The organism is Rhizobium viscosum, from assembly GCF_014873945.1.
Taxonomy (GTDB): domain Bacteria; phylum Pseudomonadota; class Alphaproteobacteria; order Rhizobiales; family Rhizobiaceae; genus Rhizobium; species Rhizobium viscosum.
In genome coordinates this window covers 116,702-135,805 of the sequence record NZ_JADBEC010000003.1, presented here as the reverse complement: position 1 = coordinate 135,805, position 19,104 = coordinate 116,702, and the positions used below count along the sequence as shown (strand labels likewise).

Below are 19,104 nucleotides of genomic sequence, written 5' to 3'. Positions count from 1 at the left end.
AAAACGCGCGGATCGGATACATCATTCAAGGTTGTGCTCATGCTCTTCCCGTGCAAGGCTGCTGTAAGCGGGAGGTAACTGTCATGAACGGTGCAGACAGCCTGTGTGATACGCTGCTGGCAAACGACGTCAGAGTGTGCTTTGCCAATCCCGGTACGTCGGAAATGCATTTCGTGGCGGCGCTCGACCGCAAGCCCGAAATGCGCTGCATTCTCGGTCTCTCCGAGGGCGTCGTGACAGGCGCTGCCGATGGGTATGCGCGCATGACCGATCACCCTGCCGCGACCTTGCTGCACACCGGGCCGGGCCTCGCCAATGGTCTTGCCAATCTCCACAATGCCCGCCGCGCCAGGATACCCATGATCAACATCGTCGGCGATCATGCCTCCTATCATCTTCCCCTCGACGCGCCGCTGACATCTGACATCGAGGGCCTGGCGGGTACGATGTCCAACTGGGTGCACCGCATCCGCAGCCCGGAAGATATTGTCGGCGCGACGGAGGCCGCCTACCGTGCCTCCTTGTCACCGCCCGGTGTTGCAACGCTCATCCTGCCGGCAGATGCCGCCTGGGGCGACGTCGAAGCGGATCGGCCGATCAGGTTGTCCCGGCCGGAGCCTCATGCCGTAAATATGGACAGCGTGCGCGGGGTAGCCGCCGCCATCAGAGATGCGCCCGGCGAGGTCGGCATTCTCGTCAGCGGCGCAGCTGCCCGTGCAGACTGCCTGGAGATTGCGGGTGCAATTGCGGCTGCCAGGGATGTGCGTCTCTTCTGCGAGATGCAACTGCCAAGGGTCGAGCGCGGCCACGGCCGTGTCGCCCTGACCCGCATCCCCTACCCGATCGACGCCGCCCTGGATCTGCTTGCCGATATTGATGTGCTGGTATTGGTAGGCGCGCCCGAGCCGGTCGCCTTCTTCGCCTATCCGGGCAAGCCTGGGCGGCTGGTGCGCAAAGGTTGCAGGGTCCTGACCCTCGCAAGCCATGGCGACGATCTGAAGGGCGCGCTGGAAGCACTCAGGGACGAACTCGACGTCCGGCAGTCACCGCCTCCCACGCGATCACAGCGCCTATCCGACGATATCGTTCCTTTCGGGCATCTGACCGAAGATGCGATCGCCGTCATGGTGGCGGCAAGACTTCCCGACAATGCCATCATCTGCGACGAGGGTGTCACCTCGGCCCGCCGCTTCTTCGAGCTTTCGGCCGACTCGGCGCCACACGACTACCTGATGAACACCGGCGGTTCGATCGGCTGCGGCATACCGCTTGCGACGGGTGCTGCGGTCGCCTGTCCTGACCGCAAGGTCATCAACCTGCAGGCGGATGGCAGCGCCATGTATACGGTCCAGGGTCTGTGGACGCAGGCGCGTGAAGATCTCGACGTGATCACGATCATCTTCGCCAACCGCGCCTATGCCGTGCTTCATGCCGAAATGCGCAATGTGGGCGTGAACGGCATCGGCGAAAACGCCCGCCGGATGATGGACCTCGATCACCCCGCCTGGGATTGGGTGTCGATCGCCAAGGGCATGGGCGTCGATGCCGCAGGCGCACACAGCTGCGAGCAATTCGCCGATCTCTTCCAAAGCGCGCTGAGGCGCCGCGGACCCTTTCTCATCGAGGCGATCATCTGAGCTTTCGGGTATGGCTGGTTGGCAAGGCGGCGATTGAGACGTAGCATCCGGCTCTAAGCCGAAAGCCCCAAGCCAAAAGCAAAGACAGATCATGACAGTTTCATTCCAGCAGACCTCGCCGCAGATCCTGCTGACCAGCGCCGGACGGACGTGGAGCGGGCTCGCGGCCGAATTGCTGCATATTCCGCGCGGCGTCTCCCGTGTTCCGGGTGGTGACATGCATCGTCTGGGCATCCATTTCGGCCCGCCCGTCAATGCCGATTGCCACTGCGGCGGCCGGCGCATGCGCCGCGTCCAGAAGCCTGGCGATATTGACGTCATCCCGGCTGGCCTCGACGGATCCTGGGAGGATGATGCCGATTGCCGGATCCTGCGCGTGAGCCTTGATCCCTCCAGGCTTCATCAGGTCGCCGAAGAACTCGGCCGGGACGCCGGCAAAATCGAGCTGCAGGCGAGATTTCAGCTGCGTGACACCGGCATCGAGGCGATCTGCCGGGCAATCAAGGCGGATCTGGAGGCTGATACGCCCTCCGACCCGCTCTACATCGATCTTCTCGCCAACGCCCTCGCCATCCGTCTGATAGAGACATCGAGCGACGGCGCTCCCCGGCCCGAGATCGGCGGCGAACCGAAACTCTCGGCCCGGCAATTACGGACGCTGACGGAATTCATCGAGACCAATCTGGACCGGAAGCTGCATCTGGCCGACCTTGCGGTCGTTGCCGGTGTCAGCGTCACACGGCTGAAGATCCTGTTTCGCAACAGCACGGGCATTTCCGTGCACCAATATGTCATCCGCCGCCGCGTCGAATATGCCCGCGCCCTGATGACAACGACCGATATGGCCGCAAGCGAGATTGCGTTTGCCGCGGGCTTTGCCCATCAAAGCCATATGGCAACGACCATGCGCCGGCTCACCGGCCAGACGCCCGGCGAAGTCCTGCGCGAAGTTGGCGAATTCCGCCCGAAACTGCAAAGGCCGGCCTGAACTTGTGCGACGCCTTCGGAGCGGCCCCCTAGTCCTTGCGCATCATCAGCAAGGAGAAACAAGATGATTGCAATCCTCGGTGCAGCCGGGAGGATCGGCTATTCGACCGCCAGGGCGCTGCGCGAAGCAGATGTGCCCGTGCGCGCTGTCCTGCGCGATCCGGCAAAAGCTGACTGCCTGAGCGCCATCGGCTGCGAAGTCGCATTTGCCGATCTGCAGGATGCCAGGGCGCTTGCCAGAGCGATATCAGGCACGGATAGCGTCCAGGTCATTCTGCCGCCTAACCCGCGGGCCGAAGATATAAAAGGCGACATGCGCCGCTCTATCGAAAGCATCGCCGAGGCATTGGAAGAGGCGCGGCCCGCCCTCGTGCTTGCCATTTCCGACTATGGCGCCCATCTCGGCGAAGGCTTCGCCATGCCGAGCATGTTCCACATGTTCGAACAGCGCCTTCGCCAACTGGATATCCGCCGGATATTCCTGCGCTCGGCCGAACATATGGAAGGCTGGGGCCGCGTCGCGCCGATAGCGATCGCAACCGGCATTTTGCCCAGCTTTCATGACCCGGTCGAAAAGCAGATACCCAACGTCTCGGCGCAGGATGTCGGCCGGATCGCCGCAGATCTCCTGCTTCGGCCTGACATCGAAACGCGCGAGCAGATCGTTCACGCGGAAGGCCCGCGCCGCTATAGCGCAAGCGACGTGGCCGCAGCGCTGAGCCAGCTGCTGGGGCGCACGATTACCGCTGAGGTCCTGCCCCGCTTGCAATGGAGCGAAAGCCTCGGCCGCATGATGAGCGCCAGCGCTGCCGATCTCCTGACCGAGCTTTACGAGGTTCACAGCAGGGGCGGCCTCATCGATATCGAGCCGAATGCGCGCGATGTCCGCAGAGGCTCCACCGAGTTGATCGACGCGCTCGGGCCTCTTGTCGCCGTACGGTGACTTTGGAAAAGATCGTCCGTGCAAGCGGGGAACCGGATGAGGCTGAGGGGATTTACCCCTTAGCACAGGAGGTTCAGATGATCCGCAAACTGAAGTCAGGCGAATATCGTCTCTATTCCCGCAAACCCGATGCGAAGACGCACAAACGCAAGAACCTCGGCACCTTCAAGACCCGGGAAGCGGCCGAAAAACATGAGCGCGAAGTGCAGTACTTCAAGCATCACTAGAGCAATACCCAAAAGTGCTGAGTGGTTTTGCGTCGGCAATTGCGTGAGAGCATTTGGGGCAATGACGGAAATGCCCTAGCCGGCTTCGCCTCAGCGGCCAACCACGCCCTTCGGATCGTCCCGATAAGGATCGCTTCGGTTGGGGTCGGTGTAGTATGTCCGATAGCCGCCGCTCGAATAGGTCTCTCGATAGGTGCCATTGAGCTGCTGATGCGTCTGCGAATAGAGATCTCCGTTTCGATAGGTGTTGTAACCGCCGCCGAGATTCTGCTCTCTGATATAGGTATTGCCTGAACTGTCGGTAGAACACGGAGCCGAGACCAGATCGCAGGAAGCAGACGCGTTCCCGGCGGCCAGCAAGAAAATCCCAAACAAAACCGCCTTCATGCAAACTCCCTTTTCGCGAAAATCGGCGTCGCGTACGAGAGCAATGTAACTGAACGGCGAAAAAGAACAAACAGAAAACATCTGGGCTCCGCCTCGCCCCGCTTGATAGATCAAATGTTAAACTGCACCTGTGAAAATCCCAATTCTCCAATCGACAGGCGATGTAATGGGCGAATGGTTGAAGGCGGCAAAACAATGGGCGCGGAGCGTGAAACGCGATGTCGTCGCGCTCTGGATTGCCGCGCGTGACGATCGCACGCCTGTAGTGGCCAAGATCGTCGCCGGTGCGGTTGCTGCCTATGCGCTTTCGCCGGTCGATCTCATCCCCGATTTCGTGCCGGTACTCGGCTATCTCGATGATCTCATCATCGTCCCGCTCGGCATCCTCCTCGCCATCCGCCTCATTCCCGCGCCTCTGATGTCGGAATTCAGGGACATGGCCATGCAGCGCGCGCAGCACCCGGTCAGCCGTTCGGGCTTTGTGGGGATCGTGATCATCTGGTTGCTTGCAGCTTCCCTTTGCATCTGGCTTGCCTGGGACCTGTTTCGTCGCTGAAGTGAGTTTCCGCCAGGCTATTCCCGCACGAAGGCGCTGCGCAGCCAATCGAGGAAATGGCTCGCTGCCGGCGAGAGCGCTCGGCCAGGCTGAATGACAGCCACGAAACCGTTCTCGTAAGTCAGGAATTCCGACCGCTCCACCAGCTTGCCGCTTTTCAGCTCGTTCAGCGCAAAACGCCGCTCGACCAGCGCCACGCCGAGCCCGCTTACGGCGGCGCTGACGCAAAGATACATATGCGGGAAATAGAGTTCCGACTGCGCCGAGATCCTGTGCCCGGTCGCCGCCTGCCAGTTTGTCCATTGCTCGCTCAAACTGTCGGGCGAAATGCGGGTCGGGAAGCTGAAATCATCGCCATTGGCGCTGAACGGATAATTCGGTGCAGACACCAGGCCAAAGGAGACCGAGGCGAGCGGGATATGCTCGCGCCTGAACTGCGGCCGTGACAGGCGATCCCAGCTCAGCATGATATCCATCCCGTCTCTCGCCTGGTTCGTGCCGCCGTCGCGCGCGCTCGATGACATCGTCAGCTGCACGCGGCAATTCGGATAGAGGCTGTAGAATTCCGCCAGACGCGGCACCAGCCAGACCATGGCGAAGGTGGCGCTGCAGGACAGGTGCACGCTCGCCTCGTTCCGGCTCGCCTTCAGCTCCTGATAGCGCTCCTCCAGAAGATCGAAGGCCCGCGAGACGGTGGCAAAGAAGGCCGCCCCATCCTCATTCAGCCGAAGGCCGGTGCCTGACTTCTCGAACACCGGAAGCCCAAGTTGCTCCTGCAAAAGCTGAAGTTGCTTCGAGATGGCCCCATGCGTGCGCCCCAGCTCGTCGGCCGCCCGTGTCACCGAGCCGAGACGTGCGGTGGCCTCGAAGGCCCTGAGATAGGAGAGTGGCGGCAGATGGCGGGCCATGGCTTTCTATTATGTGAGTTTTTCTAACGGATGATGTGAAGATAACGCGCTTTTTCGAATTCAGATATGGGCATAAAACCATGGTACAAGAGCAAAGAGAGTGGAAATCCCCGCCTCCGCCCTTGTCAATCATAGGTGAGTTTTGCCAACAGAGAAAGGAAACTTTTTCATGCACATGACAGACGCGCTCCGCCTGTGGCGTGAACGCTGGAGCGAACGCCGCCTCTTCGCCCGCGAACTGAATACCCTGCCCGACGAAACGCTCCGGGATTTCGGCATGACGCGTGAAGCCGCCTACGAGCAGAGCCATCGGCCCTTCTGGCGCGCATAAGCCACCGAATAGGTTCAGCCCGGCAATTGCCGGTGCCACAACAGCTCGATCGGATGGAAGCGCACGAGCGAGATCCGGTGCAGGCGTGCGGCCACCGGCTGCCAGAGGGCCATCGCACCGCTGATTGCCGCCCCGGCCTCCTCGGGGCTCAACTGTTCGCCGAGCGTGACATGCGGCACCCAGTTTCCCGGCAGATAATGTGGCCAGCACGCCACGCCTGCCGTGGCGGCCGCGGCATGAAAGTCCCGATGAAGAGCGAGCAGTTCCTCCGAGACGACGGGCGCCGCGAACAGAACCGATGCCGGGCCGGGAAAAAGACCGATGCTCGAAAGTTTGATGCTGGGAGTGCTGATATCTGCGCTGAACCGGTCAAGCGCCTTTGCGATAGGCTCGGGGTCGAGCCCGTCATAGACGGCGAGCGATATATGCGGCTCAACCTTCACACGGCGAGGAGTGGCGGCATCGGGCGAGATACGCTCCACATGCTCGATGATCGGCTGGAGCTCCGCTACACCGTACGGGTCGAGTTCCATAAAAACGGCAAAGGGCAAGACATCACCTGCTGTGCTTGCAGCACTATGTCAGGCGAATGCGAGAGCAACAATCCCTGTTCCGGCGCAAGGCAAAGTCAGGACGCTCGCTTTCACGCCGGCGGCATCCTCTCGAATTTCGGCACGGCCGGATCGACGTGGTCCCAGGCATATCCGGCCGCAGTCCAGGACACCAGTTGCGGCTGATAGCGGCTTGGGTCGTCGAGGCTTGCCGGCGTGACGATGAAGACCTCGGGCATGTCGGGAAAGGTCATGTAGACGGCTGAACCGCATGCCGGGCAGAAGCCGCGCTGCTTGACCGTTCCACCGTCGCCGACGGTCTGCCATAGGGATGCCTCTCCCTCGACCTTCACCTCCGCTGCCACGAAAGTCAGATGCGATTGATGTCCGGTGCCGCTGGAGCGCTGGCATTGCCGGCACTGACAGTCGACCATGACGGCCGGCTCGCCTGATATCTCGTAACGGATCGCGCCGCAGGCGCAGCCACCGGTATAGGACTTGGTCATGTCGCTTTCCTCCTCGTTCAATGCCGTGTCTGCGAAGACGCCTCTTCAGCGACGATAGCGTCGAGCCGCTCGACAACCTTCTTCCAGCCCTCGCTCATGTTGCGATAGGCGGTGTCGTTCTTCGGAAGCACAAAGCCGGAATGGACGAGGCGCAGGCGCGTGCCTTCCTCGGCCCTGGCAAGGGTGAAGGTGACCACCGTCTCCAGTTTGGAGCCATAGCCGTCATCATTGCTCTCATGGCCGCCCCTCCACGCATAGGACAGGCGCTCATTCGGCACGACATCGAGCACCTCGCAATGGATGGTGCCGTCCCATTCGCCGGCCGGTTTGGTCTGAAAGGTGAAGCGGTTGCCGGGCACGGGCGCAAATCCATCAGGCGGCATCAACCAGCGGCCGATCAGTTCGCCGCTCGTCAGCGCCTTCCAGATGATATCAGGCGCATGCGGGAAGACTTCATCGACCACGATGGCCTGCGTGTCGGAGGCGTGTCTTTCGGGATTCATGGCTTGGTTCATGGGTCGATTTCCTTCAAGAGCTTTCTGAGATCGGTGAAGCGTTCGCGCCAGAAGGTGCCGTAATGGCCCATCCAGTCGGCCAGCGGCTCCAGACCGCCTGGCTCGGCGCGGTAATAGACATTGCGCCCCTCCGGGCGCTCGCTGACGAGGCCGGCCTGTTTCAGGGACTTGAGATGCTGAGAGATGGCGCCCTGCGTGACATTGCTGCCGCGGGTCAACTCGACCACGGTGATCTCTTTGGAATTGACGATGCGCTCGAACACGGCCCGCCGCGTGGGATCGGCAAGGGCACGCATGACAGCGGTTATGGTTTCGGCTTCGATCATGGAAAATCAAATAGCTAACACTAATCAATTAGTCAACACTATTGTATTTTGTCGCACATAGAAAACGGGTAATGCAACCCGCGTGACGCTTACGATCCGGTATCGGTGAAATCATCCTGCGCGGTTCGGGCACGGCTCGCCGCATCGAGCGCCTGCACACTGATGGCGGCGACAAGGCCTGTCAGTATGATGCCGCAAAGGCCGATCGGCACGATCAAGATCCGCGCCACCGTTTGCTTCGGCGCAAGATCGCCGTAGCCGATCGTCAGGCCGGTGACGAAGGTGAAATACAGGCTTTCCCCGATGCCCCAGCCTTCGATCCGCCCGATGACAAGGCCGGATGCGATCATCATGACCAGCACACCGGAAAAGATCGGCCACAGGAGGCGAACCTGCCGGAAGAGTGCAGCGAAGAACAGCCGCCTCATCCGCGCGCTCGATTGACGTTTCACGCTGATTTTTGTTGCCATGTCCAGTGCCTTTCCCTTCCCGCGATCCCCGGCATGCCTCACCCAACTGCCGCTTGGCAGCGCGGGTGATCAGGACGGACTTGCGGGAGGCAGGACGAACAGGGTGAAGGCAAAAATCCCATAGAGCGCCAGAGCCATGACGCCCGCATACCAGACCCCGCGCCCGCCATTCGAGAGGAGTGCGGCACCCACCGTGGCGACGACCATCATCGTCACGGCGCCCCGCCAGAACTGCAGTGTCATGGGCTCGGGACCGACGAAATAGCTGACCAGCACCAGCACCGGCGCGACGAAGAGCGCGATCTGCGCCGCACTGCCGAGCGCGATCGAGACGCTGAGATCCAGGCGATTGGCGCGGGCGGCCGAAAAGGCTGTGGTCATTTCCGCCGCCGCCCCAACGAGCGCCACGACGATGAAGCCCACGAAAGCCGGCGTCATGCCGAGATTCTCCGCGGCTGCTTGAACGGAACCGACGAAAATCTCGCTCACCAGCGCGACCAGCAGTGTGACGATGACAAGCACGCCAATGCCCAAAGCAAGCGGCCAGGGTTTTTCTTCCTCGGCGGCGTGGCTGACGCTGGTAAAAAGCTCCCGGTGCGTGCGCAGCGAAAACAACATGCCGAGCGCATAGACGACGATCAGAAGGATTGCCAGGCCGAGGCTGAGCGTCTGGGACACCTCTGGCGCAGGGGGCTGATCCGCCTCGCTGATCAGCGACGGCACCAGAATGGCAATCGTTGCAAGGAACAGCATGCCGGCCTGAAAGCGAGCATTGATCCTGTTGAATTGCTGAACGTGATGCCTGAGGCCCCCGAGCAGGAACGAGCCTCCCAGCATGAACAGCGTATTGGTGACGATTGCGCCTGCAAGCGACGCCTTGACCAGCAGATATTGGCCCGCATGCAGGGCCGCAAGTGAGATGACGAGTTCAGTCAGGTTTCCAAGAGTGGCGCTGAGCAGGCCGCCGACCGCATCCCCTGTCCTGGAAGCGACCGCTTCGGTCGCGCGGCTCAAAAGCGCCGCCAGCGGCACGATCGCCACGACGGACATGATGAACAGAAGCGTATGTGCATCGGCCATGGTCCGTTCGAGAACGATGACGACAGGCACGAAAATGATGAGCGCAAGAATGGGCGCCTGACGGACTTCCTCCGCAATGGCCTTTCCCACGGAAAGCGACGGGACGGCTGAAGGCGGCTCTCCAAGATTGCCCATGCTCCCTCTCCTCGCAGGAGCTAACCTGCCGCGGACTTTACCACCTTTCATGATTGCTGTCGCGGCGCGCCCTCGCCCGTGTTGTTGCCGACGCTCGGCGGTGTCCGTACGGAACCTCAGGCCGGTGTGCACAGTTATGCATGTGAGCGTCTGCGAGGTTTCACCATGTATGTCGTGCTCGGCGCATCCGGAAACATAGGCTCTGCCGTTATCGACGCATTGCGGGCGTCGGGCGAGAAAGTCATTGCCGTCGTTCACAGCGCGCAAAAGGCCGCCGCCATCAAACAAGGCGGCGTCGAACCCGTCATTGCTGATGTGGCCGATACCGGACAGCTTCGTTCCATCCTGCAAAAGGGACGCCGCGCCTTTCTGCTGAACCCGCCGGGCGATATCAAAGGCGACACGAACGCCGAGGAACTGAAGACCGCCAGGAGCATTACCGCCGCCCTCGAAGGATCCGGGCTCGAGAAGCTCGTCGTGGCGTCGACCTATGGAGCGCTTGATGGCGCCGGCATCGGCGATCTCTCGGTGCTGTACGAATTCGAACGCCTCGTGAAGGCAACCGGTATTCCAGCCGCCATCAACCGCGGTGCATATTACTTCACCAACCTCGACATGCTTCTGCAGCCCGCGAAAGAGACCGGACGCCTGCTCACCCCCTTCCCCGCCGACATAAAGATACCGATGGTTTCGCCAAGGGATCTCGGAGAAGCCGCTGTCGCGCGCCTCAAGAGCCCGATCGACGATATCGGGATAGACCATGTCGAAGGTCCTGAGCGCTATTCCTTCACCGATGTCGCCAAGGCGTTTTCAGCGCGTCTCGGCCGCCCCGTCACGGCCGAGACGATCCCTCGCGAAAGGTTCGAGGAATATTATCTCGGACTTGGTTTCTCCTGGGCGGCCGCCCGTTGCTATGCGAAGATGGCCGAAGTCACCATCGACACCGGCTTTGAAATGCCCACCCGTCGTCATTGGGGCAGGACGACGCTGGATCAGCATCTCGAAGCACTTCAGGAAAATCAGTGACGGAAGCGTCTCCGCAGATATACGGCGATACAAAAAGCGCTTTTTGCTGAAACATTTCCAATTCATCCCTCTGTTCAAATAACCCCGTCGCCCGATTGCGGGCCTTAGCCATCTGACGGAAGGACAGACAGATGAGGACCATCATGATCATGGCAGCAGGCGCAATCCTCATTGCGGGTGCAATGCAGCTGACCAAGGCCAATGCCGACCAGCCCATCCAGCGTACCGATCTCGTTCAGAACGACATCGACGTGCCCGGTCACGAGGCGGTGCAGGTCCGCGTCGACTTCGCCCCCGGTGCCTTCGCACCCAAGCACCATCATCCGGGCGAAGAGATCGCCTATGTCATCGAAGGTTCGCTGGAATACGAGCTCGATGGCCGGAAGCCGGTGACGCTGAAGGCCGGCCAGTCGCTGTTCATCCCCTCGGGCGTTGCCCATTCGGCGCGAAATGTCGGCGACGGCAAGGCTTCGGAACTCGCAACCTATATCGTAACGAAGGGCTCCCCGCTCGTGGTGCCGGTGAAGTGACGGCAAACACAGGCCACCACGCGCTCTGGCGGGTGGCCGGCCTCAGGCACAGGTTCAACCCGCGACGAGGGTTTCAGCCGGATTTCGCGCCGCTGTCCGCGTCTTGATATAGGCCCGCAGAGCGGCCGGTTCATCGGTCTGGATAGTGCTGACGCCGGCACCCATCAGACGGCCCCAGACGGCATCAGGCTCGATGAGCGCCCTTGGATCGGTCCACTCGCCGCTTGCGGCCATATCCAGCGTGTTGAACCAGATCGCCATATTGGCGTTCCTGAAGAGCTGGCGGTTGCTGGCGATCGTGTCGAGATGATCGAAGCGCAGTTCGCACATGAAGGGCTTGATCTCGGAGAGCAGCGAAAGTCTTTCGCTGACATCGCCGGCGGTGAAATAGGCCATCGCCATGAAGGGTACACCCTCGATGTTCTGGGCGCGTACCCAGTCGAGATCTTCGCGGGTCATGACTGTTGTCTTCAGATCGACGGAGGATGCGACACCCATCTCACGAGCACAGGTTGCCACCTCCGAAAACAGGCCGCGATCCTTCAGATCGAGATCAGCGAAGATGCGTCCGCGAATGGTCTCGAACACCTGCTTCAGCGTCGGAATGCGCTGGTCGGTGAAGGCGCGGCCCTCGCCGCCATTGTCTTCGCGCAGCGCAATCGCCTGGAGTTCGGCCATGGTGAAAGTCTCGGCATCGCGATCGATGCCGGCCATGCGCAAGAGCGTATCGTCATGCATCAGGAAAAGCTCGCCATCCGCACTCTTGCGCACGTCGATCTCGACGATATCGGAGCCGACGGCAATGGCCTTCTCGATCGCTGCCAGGCTGTTTTCCGGCGCCCCGTGCCAGGCGCCGCGATGGGCGACGATGGCGCAGGAACGGTTCGGGTCGGCGATGAAGTCTTTGTAGTTCATGGTCTTTCCTTATGTGTCAGCCATGACGGCTGGCGAGGTATGATTTCAGGGCAATCGGTTCGTCGGTCTGGATCAGGGAAATGCCGGCTTCGATGAGCCGGCCCCAGATGGCGTCGGGATCCTCAATGGCTGCCGTATCGGTGAAGCCGGCAAAGGCGACGGAATCGAGCGTATTGGCCCAAAGCGCGATGCCCGCCGGATCGGCGCGGGCACGGAGGGCAGCAATATCCTCGATATGGTCGAAGCAGACTTCGCAGATGGCAGGCCCGAGCCGGAACAGGAGATCCAGCTCGGCTTTCGCGTGTTTAGCGCCGATCCGTGACTTGGCCATGAACAGCACGCCATGCGGGCTGACGGTTTCGCGTATCCAGGCAAGATCATCGGACGAGCGAAGACTGCCCCAGAAGTCCACCTGTCCTGCGACGCCCATGTCGCGAGCGCAGGCGATGACTTCAGGGATGATGGCCCTGTCCTTCACGTCGAGGTGCAGGAAGATGCGATCCCGCGTCAGATCGAAGAGCTGCCGCAGGCTTGGCAGTCGTTCGCCGGTCATCTCATTGCTCTCGCCGCCGTCGCGGTTTCTGAGCGTGATGCCGGCGAGCCGAGCTGAACTCAGAGCCTCCGGTGCTTCATCTATGCCGGCCATGCGCTGCAGCGTCCCATCATGCAGCAGGAAGAGGCCGCCATCCGCACTGCGGCGCACGTCGATCTCGACGACATTGCAGCCGGCTCGGATTGCTGCTTCGATGGCAACGAGGCTGTTTTCGGGAGCATCGCACCATATGCCGCGATGCGCCACCACTGCGCAGTCCCTGCCCGGGTCCCGCACATAGTCTGTGTAATTCATGGGGAGGTCTTTCAATGGCCGGCGAATGCATCCGCAATTGCGCGCCCCGTCTCGCTGACAAACAGGTGTAACCGGGATCGTGGGAAGGAGAAGGAAAGTTCTGCCGCGGTATCGATGTCGGCACCGAAGGGCGTGGCGATGCGGATGGAAGTGCCCGCGAGATCGGCGGCAAGTACCGCATGCGAGCCGAGGTCCTCGAAATGCCTGAGCCGGCCCCTGATCGTACCATCGGCGCTGATGACGATATCTTCCGGGCGGATGCCGAGCTGGAAATTGCCCGCCTTGTGGTACTCCGCAACCACCTGCCCGTCTGCAAGCCGCAACACCGAACCGTCGCCAGTCACCGGCAGGATATTCATCGGCGGGGCGCCGATGAACTTCGCGACGAAGACCGAGGCCGGGCGATGATAGATCGCCTTCGGCGTATCGAACTGCTCGACGCTGCCCTTGTTAAGGATCAGGATCCGGTCGGCAAGCGTCATCGCCTCCACCTGATCATGGGTGACGAAGACGGTGGTCGCCCCAATGCGCCGGTGCAGATCCGCGAGCTCGACGCGCATGTCGTGGCGCAACTGCGCATCGAGGTTGGAGAGCGGCTCGTCGAAGAGAAGCACGCCGGGTTCACGCACGATCGCCCGGCCGATCGCCACGCGCTGGCGCTGCCCGCCGGAGAGCTGCCCCGGCTTGCGGTCGAGATAGGCTGACAGCCCCAGCATCTCGGCGACGGTGCCGACCCGTTCATGGCGTTCGGCCTTGGGAAGGCCGGCGACTCTGAGGCTATAGGCCATGTTCTGAAACACGGTCATATGCGGATAGAGCGCATAATTCTGGAAGACCATAGCGCAGCCGCGCTGCTTGGGTTCCAGGCCCTGCACCTCGCGACTGCCGAACAGGATCTTGCCGCCGCTGACGGCCTCGAGGCCTGCGATCATCTGGAGAAGCGTGGATTTCCCGCAGCCGGACGGGCCGAGCACGACGGTGAATTCGCCGGCACGCAGCTCGACATCGAGTGGCGGAATGACGGTGGATTTCGCATCATAGGCCTTGGTGACGCCTGCGAGCGTGATGTTAGTGGCCGCGCTGCGGATGGCGGTATCGATGGCGTTCACGTCATTTCTCCGAAAGAACGAGGCCCTGCACGAGATAGCGCTGCAGGAGCGCAATCATGACAAGGGGAATGATCGAGACGACCACGACACCGGCCATGATCATCGGGAAGTCGGGAATTTCGCCTTCCATGTCGGGCGCGAGCCGTGCCAGGCCGACGACGGCGGTGGTCTTCTCAGGCTTGGAGGCAGCGACCAGCGGCCAGAGATATTGCGTCCAGCCGCTGAGGAAGGTCAGCACGAAGAGGGCTGCGAAGCTGCTGCGCGAGATCGGCAGCAGGATATGGAAGAGGAAGCGAATCGGCCCTGCCCCATCCATGCGCGCTGCCTTGAAGAGATCAGACGGCAGCGTGCGGAAGAACTGCCGGAACAGGAAGGTACCGGTTCCATGGGCAACAAGCGGCGCCACAAGGCCGAAATGCGTGTCGAGCACGCTGAGCTCGAGATGAACAGGCGCGCCGAACAGGCCTTCGATCAAGGCGTTCGCCCCGGACAGATCGAGCAGGCCATTCAGTGGCGAGAAGATATTAGCGGCCACCTGATAGGTGGTGATGACGCGAATATCGATCGGCAGCATGATGGTTGCCAGGATCACCGCGAAGGCGATACCTGCCCAGCGGATGCGAAAATAGACGAGCGCATAAGCCGCGAGGAAGGACAGCGCGCAGGTAAAGAAAGCATCGTAAAGCGCGACCAGCATGCTGTTCAGCATCTGGATCGGGATACGGGTCTCGTTGAAGACACGCATGACGTTGGCGACGAACTGGTCGCCCGGATACCAGGCGAGCCCGTTGAGAAGCAGAAACTCATAGGACTGCGATGCATTGGCAAGCGTCAGGTAGAGAGGCCCGAGGATGAAGACGATGCCGATAAGCAGGATGGCGCTGGCGGCGAAATTGAGCGAGCGGGCGTTTTCGATCATGGCTGGCTCCTACCGTTCATAATTGACGCTACCGCCGAGAAGCAGGAACTGCGCGGCGGTCAGGATGACGACGAAGACCATCAGGATGGCCGTCTGTGTGGAAGCGCCCGAGAGATCGTAGCCGCTGAAGCCATCGGTATAAATCTTGTAGACCAGCAAGTTGGTCGAACCGCCCGGTCCGCCCTTGGTGATCGTATCGATCAGTGCGAAGGCCGAGGTGACGCTTTCGGTAAATTCCAGCACCAGCGTCAGGAAGAGCTGCGGCATGATCAGCGGCAACTGCACGTCGAAGATCCGCCGCCATGGCCCTGCCCCATCCATGGCGGCCGCCTGAAACATGGTGCGCGGGATGGATTGCAGGCCGGCAAGCAGGATGACGAAATTGAAGGGAATGCCGCCCCAGACATGGGCAACGATGAGCGTGATGAAGGCGTCGGTACCATCGAGGCCGGGCGCCCACGCTCCCGGAAAGAAATGGTTGATTGGCGCGAGAATGCCGACGAACGGGTTGAAGATGAAGGCAAAGACGACGCCGATCGAAGCACCCGCTACCCCCTTCGGCCAGACAAGCACGTTACGCGCGGTCAGCGACAGGCGGATCTTTCGGTCTGCGGCAACCGCCAGGATCAGCGGCAGAGCGACTGCGAGCGACGAGGCAAACACCATAAAGATGACGGTGCGCCAGCCGGCATCCCAGAATTCCGGATCTGACAGTACCCGGCGGAAGTTATCCCACCCCACGAATTCCGAGCCGCCGCCGAATGGCCTTTCCAGAAAGAACGACCAATAGAAGGCCTGCACGATCGGCGCATAGAAGAAGATGAGGATCAACAGCAGCAAGGGTGCGGCTAGCAAAGCCGGCAGCCAGCGATGGCTGAAAAGTGAGGATTCCGACGTCATCACGCATGTCCATTTCGAGAAAAACCGGTGCGGCGACGGGGGACGCCGCACCGGTCAAGGATCAGGGCAGCTTTGCCGTCTTGTAGGTCTGCTCGAAGCGGCGCAGCAGCTCGTCGCCGCGCTTCTTGGCATGGTCGAGCGCCACCTGCATCGTCTGCGTGCCCGCAAATGCCTTCTGCGTTTCTTCCATGAAGATCGACCGGAACTGCACGTAGAAGCCGAGACGGATGCCGCGGGTGTCGGGCGTGCCGGGTTCGTTCATGGATTCGATGCCGACGGCAGCCGTCGCATATTTGGTGGTACCCGCATCCGGGCTTTTGGCGATGGCGTCGAGCACGTCATTGGTGACGGGCACGTAACCGGTCGAGGCCGTCATGAACATCTGCTGCTCGGGCTTGCGCAGGAAATCGAGGAAGGCCTTGGCGCCATCGATCTCCGACTGGTCATGACCCTTCATGATGTAGATGGACGCGCCGCCGACGAAAGTGTTGTGGCGCTCGTAGCCCTTGTACATCGGCGTCAGGCTGACGGAGAGCTCGTACTTGCCGGCAAAGGCTTTTGAAGAGTCCGTGTAGGAGCCGGAGGAATTTTCCATCATGGCGCATTCGCCGGAATTGAAGGCGGCCGTGTAATTGCCGGCCTTGGTGTCGCTGGCGATCTTGACGAGACCTTCCTTGCGCCAATCGATCAGGTTCTGCAGGTGCTTGGCAAAGAAGGTGGTGTTGAAGACATATTCGGCGTTGAGACCGTCATAGCCGTTATGCTGCGAAGCGATCGGCAGGCCGTGACGGGCGGAAAACTGCTCGAACATCGACCAGGGTTCGCCATTGGTGACATAGGGGCATTCGTGGCCTGATGCCTTCAGCTTGCGGGCAGATTCGATGATGTCTTCCCAGGTCTTCGGCATCTCGGTGACGCCGGCTTTCTCAAGCTCTGTCTTGTTGACGTAGAAGAGCAGCGTCGAGGCATTATAGGGTTGCGAATAGAGCTTGCCGCCCGATGTTTCATAGTAGGAGCGCGCACCCTTGATGTAGCTGTTCCAGTCGACATCGGGCAGCACGTCCTGCACCGGCACGACGGCGTCCGACAACAGCAGGTCGAGCGTACCGGCGTCGAAGAACTGGATCAGCACCGGATGCTTGTTGGAGCGATAGGCGGCAATCGCCTTCTGCATGGAAACTTCGTAGCTGCCCTGCCCGACGCAGGTGACGTGATTGGCCGACTGCGACGCATTGAAGGCGTCGCATTGCGCCAGGATCGCCTTTTCGACGCTTCCCGTATTGCCGTACCAGAATTCGAAATTGGCGGCCTGCGCAGAAGAGCACGCAGCCGTCATCAGGGCGGCCGCAGCCGCCAGAATGGAAATCTTCATTTTGCCCTCACCTGAATTTGAGACCCGCCGGATCAGCGTCCGGATCGTGAACGGCCGGCTTAATACACTTTATGTGTAACAAATCGATGACGTTGTCCGACTTGATTGAGGGCACAAAGCCCGTTATGCAGGCATCTGCGGTTGCCGTCGGTGTTGCAGTTACACTTTTGTAGTATATTCAGAGTGAGTCATGCCTTATTTTCCCGAGCCGTTAATTGCATCCCGCTTTCGACGTCCGGGAGAAGAAATCGTCGTCTCCGCAAATGAACGCAGCCTGCTGAAACTCATCTGGCGCAATCCCGGCCTGTCGCGATCCGAGATCACCAGCCATACGGATCTGACGCAACAGTCGGTCCATCGCATCATCGACCAGCTCGTCGAGCGCGGTATCGTTTCGCTGGGGTCTCCCAAACCCGGCCTCGGCCGCGGCCAGCCGAGTCCCATGCTCAGCCTCAACGGCGTACACGCCTATTCGGTCGGCATTTCCGTCAATTCCGACGTGGTCGACATCTGCCTGGTGGACCTGTCAGGCAATGTGCTCGGCGAAAGCGACATCTCGCTGAGGGAGCTGGGCATGAACCAGGCGCTGGATCGCGTGCGCGAACGCATTGCCGAACTCCAGCAACTGAACGGCCTGGGCGACGAGACTTTCTTCGGCATCGGCTTCGGCATTGCCGGTGCCCTGATATCAGGGACGAAATACAATGCCTCGATGCCGCTGCACGAATGGTCGCTGATCGAGCTCGGGCCGCTGCTGACCGATACTTTCAAAAAGCCCGTCTGGCTCCTGAACGGCGGCAGCGCCGGCGCCGTCGCCGAGGCGATGTTCGGCGTCGGGCGTTTCATCAAGCATTTCGCCTATCTCAGCTTCAATTACGGCTTCGGCGGCGGCTTGATCAACGACGGCGAACTCCTGGCCGGCGGCAACGGCAATGCCGGCGAATTCTCGGGGATGTTTGACGATGAGGAGACCACCCGCCGTCCCGCCCTGCAGCTGCTTCTGGAGAAACTGAAGCGCCACAATGTCGACGTGCCGTCGATCCCCTATCTGCGCAGGCATTTTGATCCGAAATGGCCGGGCGTGGTGGAATGGGTCGAGGAGATCACGCCCGCCTATAACCGCCTCGTCAACGCCATCTGGGCGATCTACGACCCGCAGGCGATCGTCTTCGGCGGCCAGGTGCCACCGGGACTGGCACAGATGTTGAGCGAACGCACCGAACTTTTCGGCCGCCCGCGCTACGGCGTACCCCGCCCGCACCCCAAGCTCATCGTCTCCGACATATCAGGCGACGCCGCTGCCATGGGCTCGGCGATTGTTCCCTTCAAATCGACGTTTTACTGACGAGGCCGCCGCCTAACCGTCTGACGGCGCCACCTCGTTTTCGTCATAGAGCCGCACGTCGGGAACGGCGGGCAGCCAGGGCTCACGCCTGACCGTCCAGACCTCGACCATCGGTCTGATATCGTTTGGCGCCGGATCGAGTGTTCCGAGGAAGACTTCCACGGCGTCATCGAAAATGAAAAACAGCCGCGATCCGCAGATCGGGCAGAAGGACCGCTTGTCGAAAGTGCTGATCTCGCCATCCATCTTGAACTTCGATCGGCGCCAGTTCGCCGTCGCCGAAAAGATCGAGCCGGTCAGCTTTCGGCATTTGGTGCAATGGCAGAGCCCGGATTGATAAGGCTCGCCTTCAACCTCATACCGAACCGCGCCACACGCGCAGCCGCCCATTCTCACCGTTTCCCCTGCCATCGCTTCCTCCGCGCAATCGCGTCAAGCCGTCGAGAATAGCCGATATGGCATCGAATACAGCCCGCTTGTCCGAAGCGGCTATGGGTGGTACCAATTCCGCATGGACAAAACCGTGATCAACACGTCAGTGATGATGATGCCGCGCTCATAGCGTGGCGGGTTTCGTGCGTC

Annotated in this window: 24 protein-coding genes; 9 read left to right on the top strand and 15 right to left on the bottom strand. The window is 61.0% G+C overall.

Features of this window, described 5'->3' with window-relative positions:
• The first annotated feature begins 83 nt into the window (after positions 1-83).
• The 4 genes from H4W29_RS32725 (at position 84) to H4W29_RS32710 (ending at position 3,794) form a co-directional block, all read left to right on the top strand.
• On the top strand, positions 84-1,637 hold the full coding sequence (locus H4W29_RS32725) for an acetolactate synthase large subunit (RefSeq protein WP_192733015.1): 1,554 nt from the start codon (positions 84-86) through the stop codon (positions 1,635-1,637).
• A 91-nt stretch (positions 1,638-1,728) separates the two neighbouring features.
• The gene (locus H4W29_RS32720) at positions 1,729-2,625 is read left to right on the top strand and encodes a helix-turn-helix transcriptional regulator (RefSeq protein WP_192733014.1); all 897 of its coding nucleotides are present in this window, start codon (positions 1,729-1,731) and stop codon (positions 2,623-2,625) included.
• A gap of 63 nt (positions 2,626-2,688) precedes the next feature.
• On the top strand, positions 2,689-3,567 hold the full coding sequence (locus H4W29_RS32715) for an NmrA family NAD(P)-binding protein (protein WP_192733013.1): 879 nt from the start codon (positions 2,689-2,691) through the stop codon (positions 3,565-3,567).
• Positions 3,568-3,644: 77 nt separating this feature from the next.
• Positions 3,645-3,794, top strand: a complete 150-nt coding sequence (locus H4W29_RS32710; RefSeq protein ID WP_113308362.1) for a hypothetical protein — start codon at positions 3,645-3,647, stop codon at positions 3,792-3,794.
• Positions 3,795-3,884: 90 nt separating this feature from the next.
• Here the strand turns inward: H4W29_RS32710 and H4W29_RS32705 are convergent, their stop codons facing one another.
• Complete coding sequence (locus H4W29_RS32705) at positions 3,885-4,181, bottom strand: hypothetical protein (RefSeq protein ID WP_192733012.1); 297 nt, start codon at positions 4,179-4,181, stop codon at positions 3,885-3,887.
• A gap of 166 nt (positions 4,182-4,347) precedes the next feature.
• On the opposite strand from H4W29_RS32705, the gene H4W29_RS32700 reads away from it, so the two are divergent.
• Complete coding sequence (locus tag H4W29_RS32700; RefSeq protein ID WP_192733011.1) at positions 4,348-4,737, top strand: YkvA family protein; 390 nt, start codon at positions 4,348-4,350, stop codon at positions 4,735-4,737.
• A 17-nt stretch (positions 4,738-4,754) separates the two neighbouring features.
• Here the strand turns inward: H4W29_RS32700 and H4W29_RS32695 are convergent, their stop codons facing one another.
• On the bottom strand, positions 4,755-5,645 hold the full coding sequence (locus H4W29_RS32695; protein ID WP_192733010.1) for a LysR substrate-binding domain-containing protein: 891 nt from the start codon (positions 5,643-5,645) through the stop codon (positions 4,755-4,757).
• 169 nt (positions 5,646-5,814) lie between these two features.
• On the opposite strand from H4W29_RS32695, the gene H4W29_RS32690 reads away from it, so the two are divergent.
• The gene (locus H4W29_RS32690) at positions 5,815-5,976 is read left to right on the top strand and encodes a DUF1127 domain-containing protein (RefSeq protein WP_192733009.1); all 162 of its coding nucleotides are present in this window, start codon (positions 5,815-5,817) and stop codon (positions 5,974-5,976) included.
• A gap of 14 nt (positions 5,977-5,990) precedes the next feature.
• Here H4W29_RS32690 and H4W29_RS32685 read toward each other — a convergent pair whose 3' ends face one another.
• The 6 genes from H4W29_RS32685 to cax all read right to left on the bottom strand — a co-directional run bounded on the left by H4W29_RS32685 (position 5,991) and on the right by cax (position 9,559).
• On the bottom strand, positions 5,991-6,527 hold the full coding sequence (locus H4W29_RS32685; RefSeq protein WP_192733008.1) for a 2'-5' RNA ligase family protein: 537 nt from the start codon (positions 6,525-6,527) through the stop codon (positions 5,991-5,993).
• Between the two features lie 92 nt (positions 6,528-6,619).
• On the bottom strand, positions 6,620-7,033 hold the full coding sequence (locus tag H4W29_RS32680; protein ID WP_192733007.1) for a GFA family protein: 414 nt from the start codon (positions 7,031-7,033) through the stop codon (positions 6,620-6,622).
• Between the two features lie 17 nt (positions 7,034-7,050).
• Complete coding sequence (locus H4W29_RS32675; protein WP_192733006.1) at positions 7,051-7,548, bottom strand: SRPBCC family protein; 498 nt, start codon at positions 7,546-7,548, stop codon at positions 7,051-7,053.
• Complete coding sequence (locus H4W29_RS32670) at positions 7,545-7,874, bottom strand: ArsR/SmtB family transcription factor (RefSeq protein WP_192733005.1); 330 nt, start codon at positions 7,872-7,874, stop codon at positions 7,545-7,547. Before H4W29_RS32670 ends, H4W29_RS32675 begins: the two co-directional genes overlap by 4 nt.
• Before the next feature lie 89 nt (positions 7,875-7,963).
• Positions 7,964-8,344, bottom strand: a complete 381-nt coding sequence (locus tag H4W29_RS32665; protein ID WP_376776618.1) for a potassium channel family protein — start codon at positions 8,342-8,344, stop codon at positions 7,964-7,966.
• A 69-nt stretch (positions 8,345-8,413) separates the two neighbouring features.
• A complete protein-coding gene (cax, locus tag H4W29_RS32660) occupies positions 8,414-9,559 on the bottom strand; it encodes a calcium/proton exchanger (RefSeq protein WP_192733004.1) in 1,146 nt (381 codons plus the stop codon).
• Positions 9,560-9,724: 165 nt separating this feature from the next.
• On the opposite strand from cax, the gene H4W29_RS32655 reads away from it, so the two are divergent.
• Both H4W29_RS32655 and H4W29_RS32650 read left to right on the top strand, forming a co-directional pair.
• Positions 9,725-10,585: an NmrA family NAD(P)-binding protein gene (locus tag H4W29_RS32655; RefSeq protein WP_192733003.1), complete on the top strand. Its 861-nt coding sequence runs from the start codon at positions 9,725-9,727 to the stop codon at positions 10,583-10,585.
• A 131-nt stretch (positions 10,586-10,716) separates the two neighbouring features.
• Positions 10,717-11,115 (top strand): cupin domain-containing protein, encoded by a 399-nt coding sequence (locus tag H4W29_RS32650; RefSeq protein ID WP_192733002.1) that lies wholly within the window; start codon positions 10,717-10,719, stop codon positions 11,113-11,115.
• A gap of 54 nt (positions 11,116-11,169) precedes the next feature.
• Here H4W29_RS32650 and H4W29_RS32645 read toward each other — a convergent pair whose 3' ends face one another.
• The 6 genes from H4W29_RS32645 to H4W29_RS32620 all read right to left on the bottom strand — a co-directional run bounded on the left by H4W29_RS32645 (position 11,170) and on the right by H4W29_RS32620 (position 17,177).
• On the bottom strand, positions 11,170-12,030 hold the full coding sequence (locus tag H4W29_RS32645; RefSeq protein ID WP_192733001.1) for a glycerophosphodiester phosphodiesterase family protein: 861 nt from the start codon (positions 12,028-12,030) through the stop codon (positions 11,170-11,172).
• A 16-nt stretch (positions 12,031-12,046) separates the two neighbouring features.
• Positions 12,047-12,877, bottom strand: a complete 831-nt coding sequence (locus H4W29_RS32640) for a glycerophosphodiester phosphodiesterase family protein (protein ID WP_192733000.1) — start codon at positions 12,875-12,877, stop codon at positions 12,047-12,049.
• An 11-nt stretch (positions 12,878-12,888) separates the two neighbouring features.
• The gene (locus H4W29_RS32635) at positions 12,889-13,986 is read right to left on the bottom strand and encodes an ABC transporter ATP-binding protein (protein WP_192732999.1); all 1,098 of its coding nucleotides are present in this window, start codon (positions 13,984-13,986) and stop codon (positions 12,889-12,891) included.
• Position 13,987: 1 nt separating this feature from the next.
• Positions 13,988-14,905, bottom strand: coding sequence for an ABC transporter permease subunit (locus tag H4W29_RS32630; protein WP_192732998.1), 918 nt, complete (start codon positions 14,903-14,905; stop codon positions 13,988-13,990).
• Between the two features lie 9 nt (positions 14,906-14,914).
• The gene (locus H4W29_RS32625; protein ID WP_192732997.1) at positions 14,915-15,805 is read right to left on the bottom strand and encodes a carbohydrate ABC transporter permease; all 891 of its coding nucleotides are present in this window, start codon (positions 15,803-15,805) and stop codon (positions 14,915-14,917) included.
• Between the two features lie 61 nt (positions 15,806-15,866).
• Positions 15,867-17,177 carry an extracellular solute-binding protein gene (locus H4W29_RS32620; RefSeq protein WP_192732996.1) on the bottom strand — a complete coding sequence of 437 codons (1,311 nt, stop codon included), beginning with the start codon at positions 17,175-17,177 and terminating at the stop codon, positions 15,867-15,869.
• A 190-nt stretch (positions 17,178-17,367) separates the two neighbouring features.
• On the opposite strand from H4W29_RS32620, the gene H4W29_RS32615 reads away from it, so the two are divergent.
• Positions 17,368-18,522 carry an ROK family transcriptional regulator gene (locus tag H4W29_RS32615; protein WP_192732995.1) on the top strand — a complete coding sequence of 385 codons (1,155 nt, stop codon included), beginning with the start codon at positions 17,368-17,370 and terminating at the stop codon, positions 18,520-18,522.
• 12 nt (positions 18,523-18,534) lie between these two features.
• Here H4W29_RS32615 and H4W29_RS32610 read toward each other — a convergent pair whose 3' ends face one another.
• A complete protein-coding gene (locus H4W29_RS32610) occupies positions 18,535-18,933 on the bottom strand; it encodes a GFA family protein (protein WP_192732994.1) in 399 nt (132 codons plus the stop codon).
• Positions 18,934-19,104 lie beyond the last annotated feature (171 nt).

Coding starts and splice junctions, on each gene's coding strand:
- H4W29_RS32725 (WP_192733015.1), top strand. CDS start 84: ATGAACGGTGCAGACAGCCTGTGTGATACGCTGCTGGCAAACGACGTC.
- H4W29_RS32720 (WP_192733014.1), top strand. CDS start 1,729: ATGACAGTTTCATTCCAGCAGACCTCGCCGCAGATCCTGCTGACCAGC.
- H4W29_RS32715 (WP_192733013.1), top strand. CDS start 2,689: ATGATTGCAATCCTCGGTGCAGCCGGGAGGATCGGCTATTCGACCGCC.
- H4W29_RS32710 (WP_113308362.1), top strand. CDS start 3,645: ATGATCCGCAAACTGAAGTCAGGCGAATATCGTCTCTATTCCCGCAAA.
- H4W29_RS32705 (WP_192733012.1), bottom strand. CDS start 4,181: ATGAAGGCGGTTTTGTTTGGGATTTTCTTGCTGGCCGCCGGGAACGCG.
- H4W29_RS32700 (WP_192733011.1), top strand. CDS start 4,348: ATGGGCGAATGGTTGAAGGCGGCAAAACAATGGGCGCGGAGCGTGAAA.
- H4W29_RS32695 (WP_192733010.1), bottom strand. CDS start 5,645: ATGGCCCGCCATCTGCCGCCACTCTCCTATCTCAGGGCCTTCGAGGCC.
- H4W29_RS32690 (WP_192733009.1), top strand. CDS start 5,815: ATGCACATGACAGACGCGCTCCGCCTGTGGCGTGAACGCTGGAGCGAA.
- H4W29_RS32680 (WP_192733007.1), bottom strand. CDS start 7,033: ATGACCAAGTCCTATACCGGTGGCTGCGCCTGCGGCGCGATCCGTTAC.
- H4W29_RS32675 (WP_192733006.1), bottom strand. CDS start 7,548: ATGAACCAAGCCATGAATCCCGAAAGACACGCCTCCGACACGCAGGCC.
- H4W29_RS32670 (WP_192733005.1), bottom strand. CDS start 7,874: ATGATCGAAGCCGAAACCATAACCGCTGTCATGCGTGCCCTTGCCGAT.
- H4W29_RS32665 (WP_376776618.1), bottom strand. CDS start 8,344: ATGGCAACAAAAATCAGCGTGAAACGTCAATCGAGCGCGCGGATGAGG.
- cax (WP_192733004.1), bottom strand. CDS start 9,559: ATGGGCAATCTTGGAGAGCCGCCTTCAGCCGTCCCGTCGCTTTCCGTG.
- H4W29_RS32655 (WP_192733003.1), top strand. CDS start 9,725: ATGTATGTCGTGCTCGGCGCATCCGGAAACATAGGCTCTGCCGTTATC.
- H4W29_RS32650 (WP_192733002.1), top strand. CDS start 10,717: ATGAGGACCATCATGATCATGGCAGCAGGCGCAATCCTCATTGCGGGT.
- H4W29_RS32645 (WP_192733001.1), bottom strand. CDS start 12,030: ATGAACTACAAAGACTTCATCGCCGACCCGAACCGTTCCTGCGCCATC.
- H4W29_RS32640 (WP_192733000.1), bottom strand. CDS start 12,877: ATGAATTACACAGACTATGTGCGGGACCCGGGCAGGGACTGCGCAGTG.
- H4W29_RS32630 (WP_192732998.1), bottom strand. CDS start 14,905: ATGATCGAAAACGCCCGCTCGCTCAATTTCGCCGCCAGCGCCATCCTG.
- H4W29_RS32625 (WP_192732997.1), bottom strand. CDS start 15,805: ATGACGTCGGAATCCTCACTTTTCAGCCATCGCTGGCTGCCGGCTTTG.
- H4W29_RS32620 (WP_192732996.1), bottom strand. CDS start 17,177: ATGAAGATTTCCATTCTGGCGGCTGCGGCCGCCCTGATGACGGCTGCG.
- H4W29_RS32615 (WP_192732995.1), top strand. CDS start 17,368: ATGCCTTATTTTCCCGAGCCGTTAATTGCATCCCGCTTTCGACGTCCG.
- H4W29_RS32610 (WP_192732994.1), bottom strand. CDS start 18,933: ATGGCAGGGGAAACGGTGAGAATGGGCGGCTGCGCGTGTGGCGCGGTT.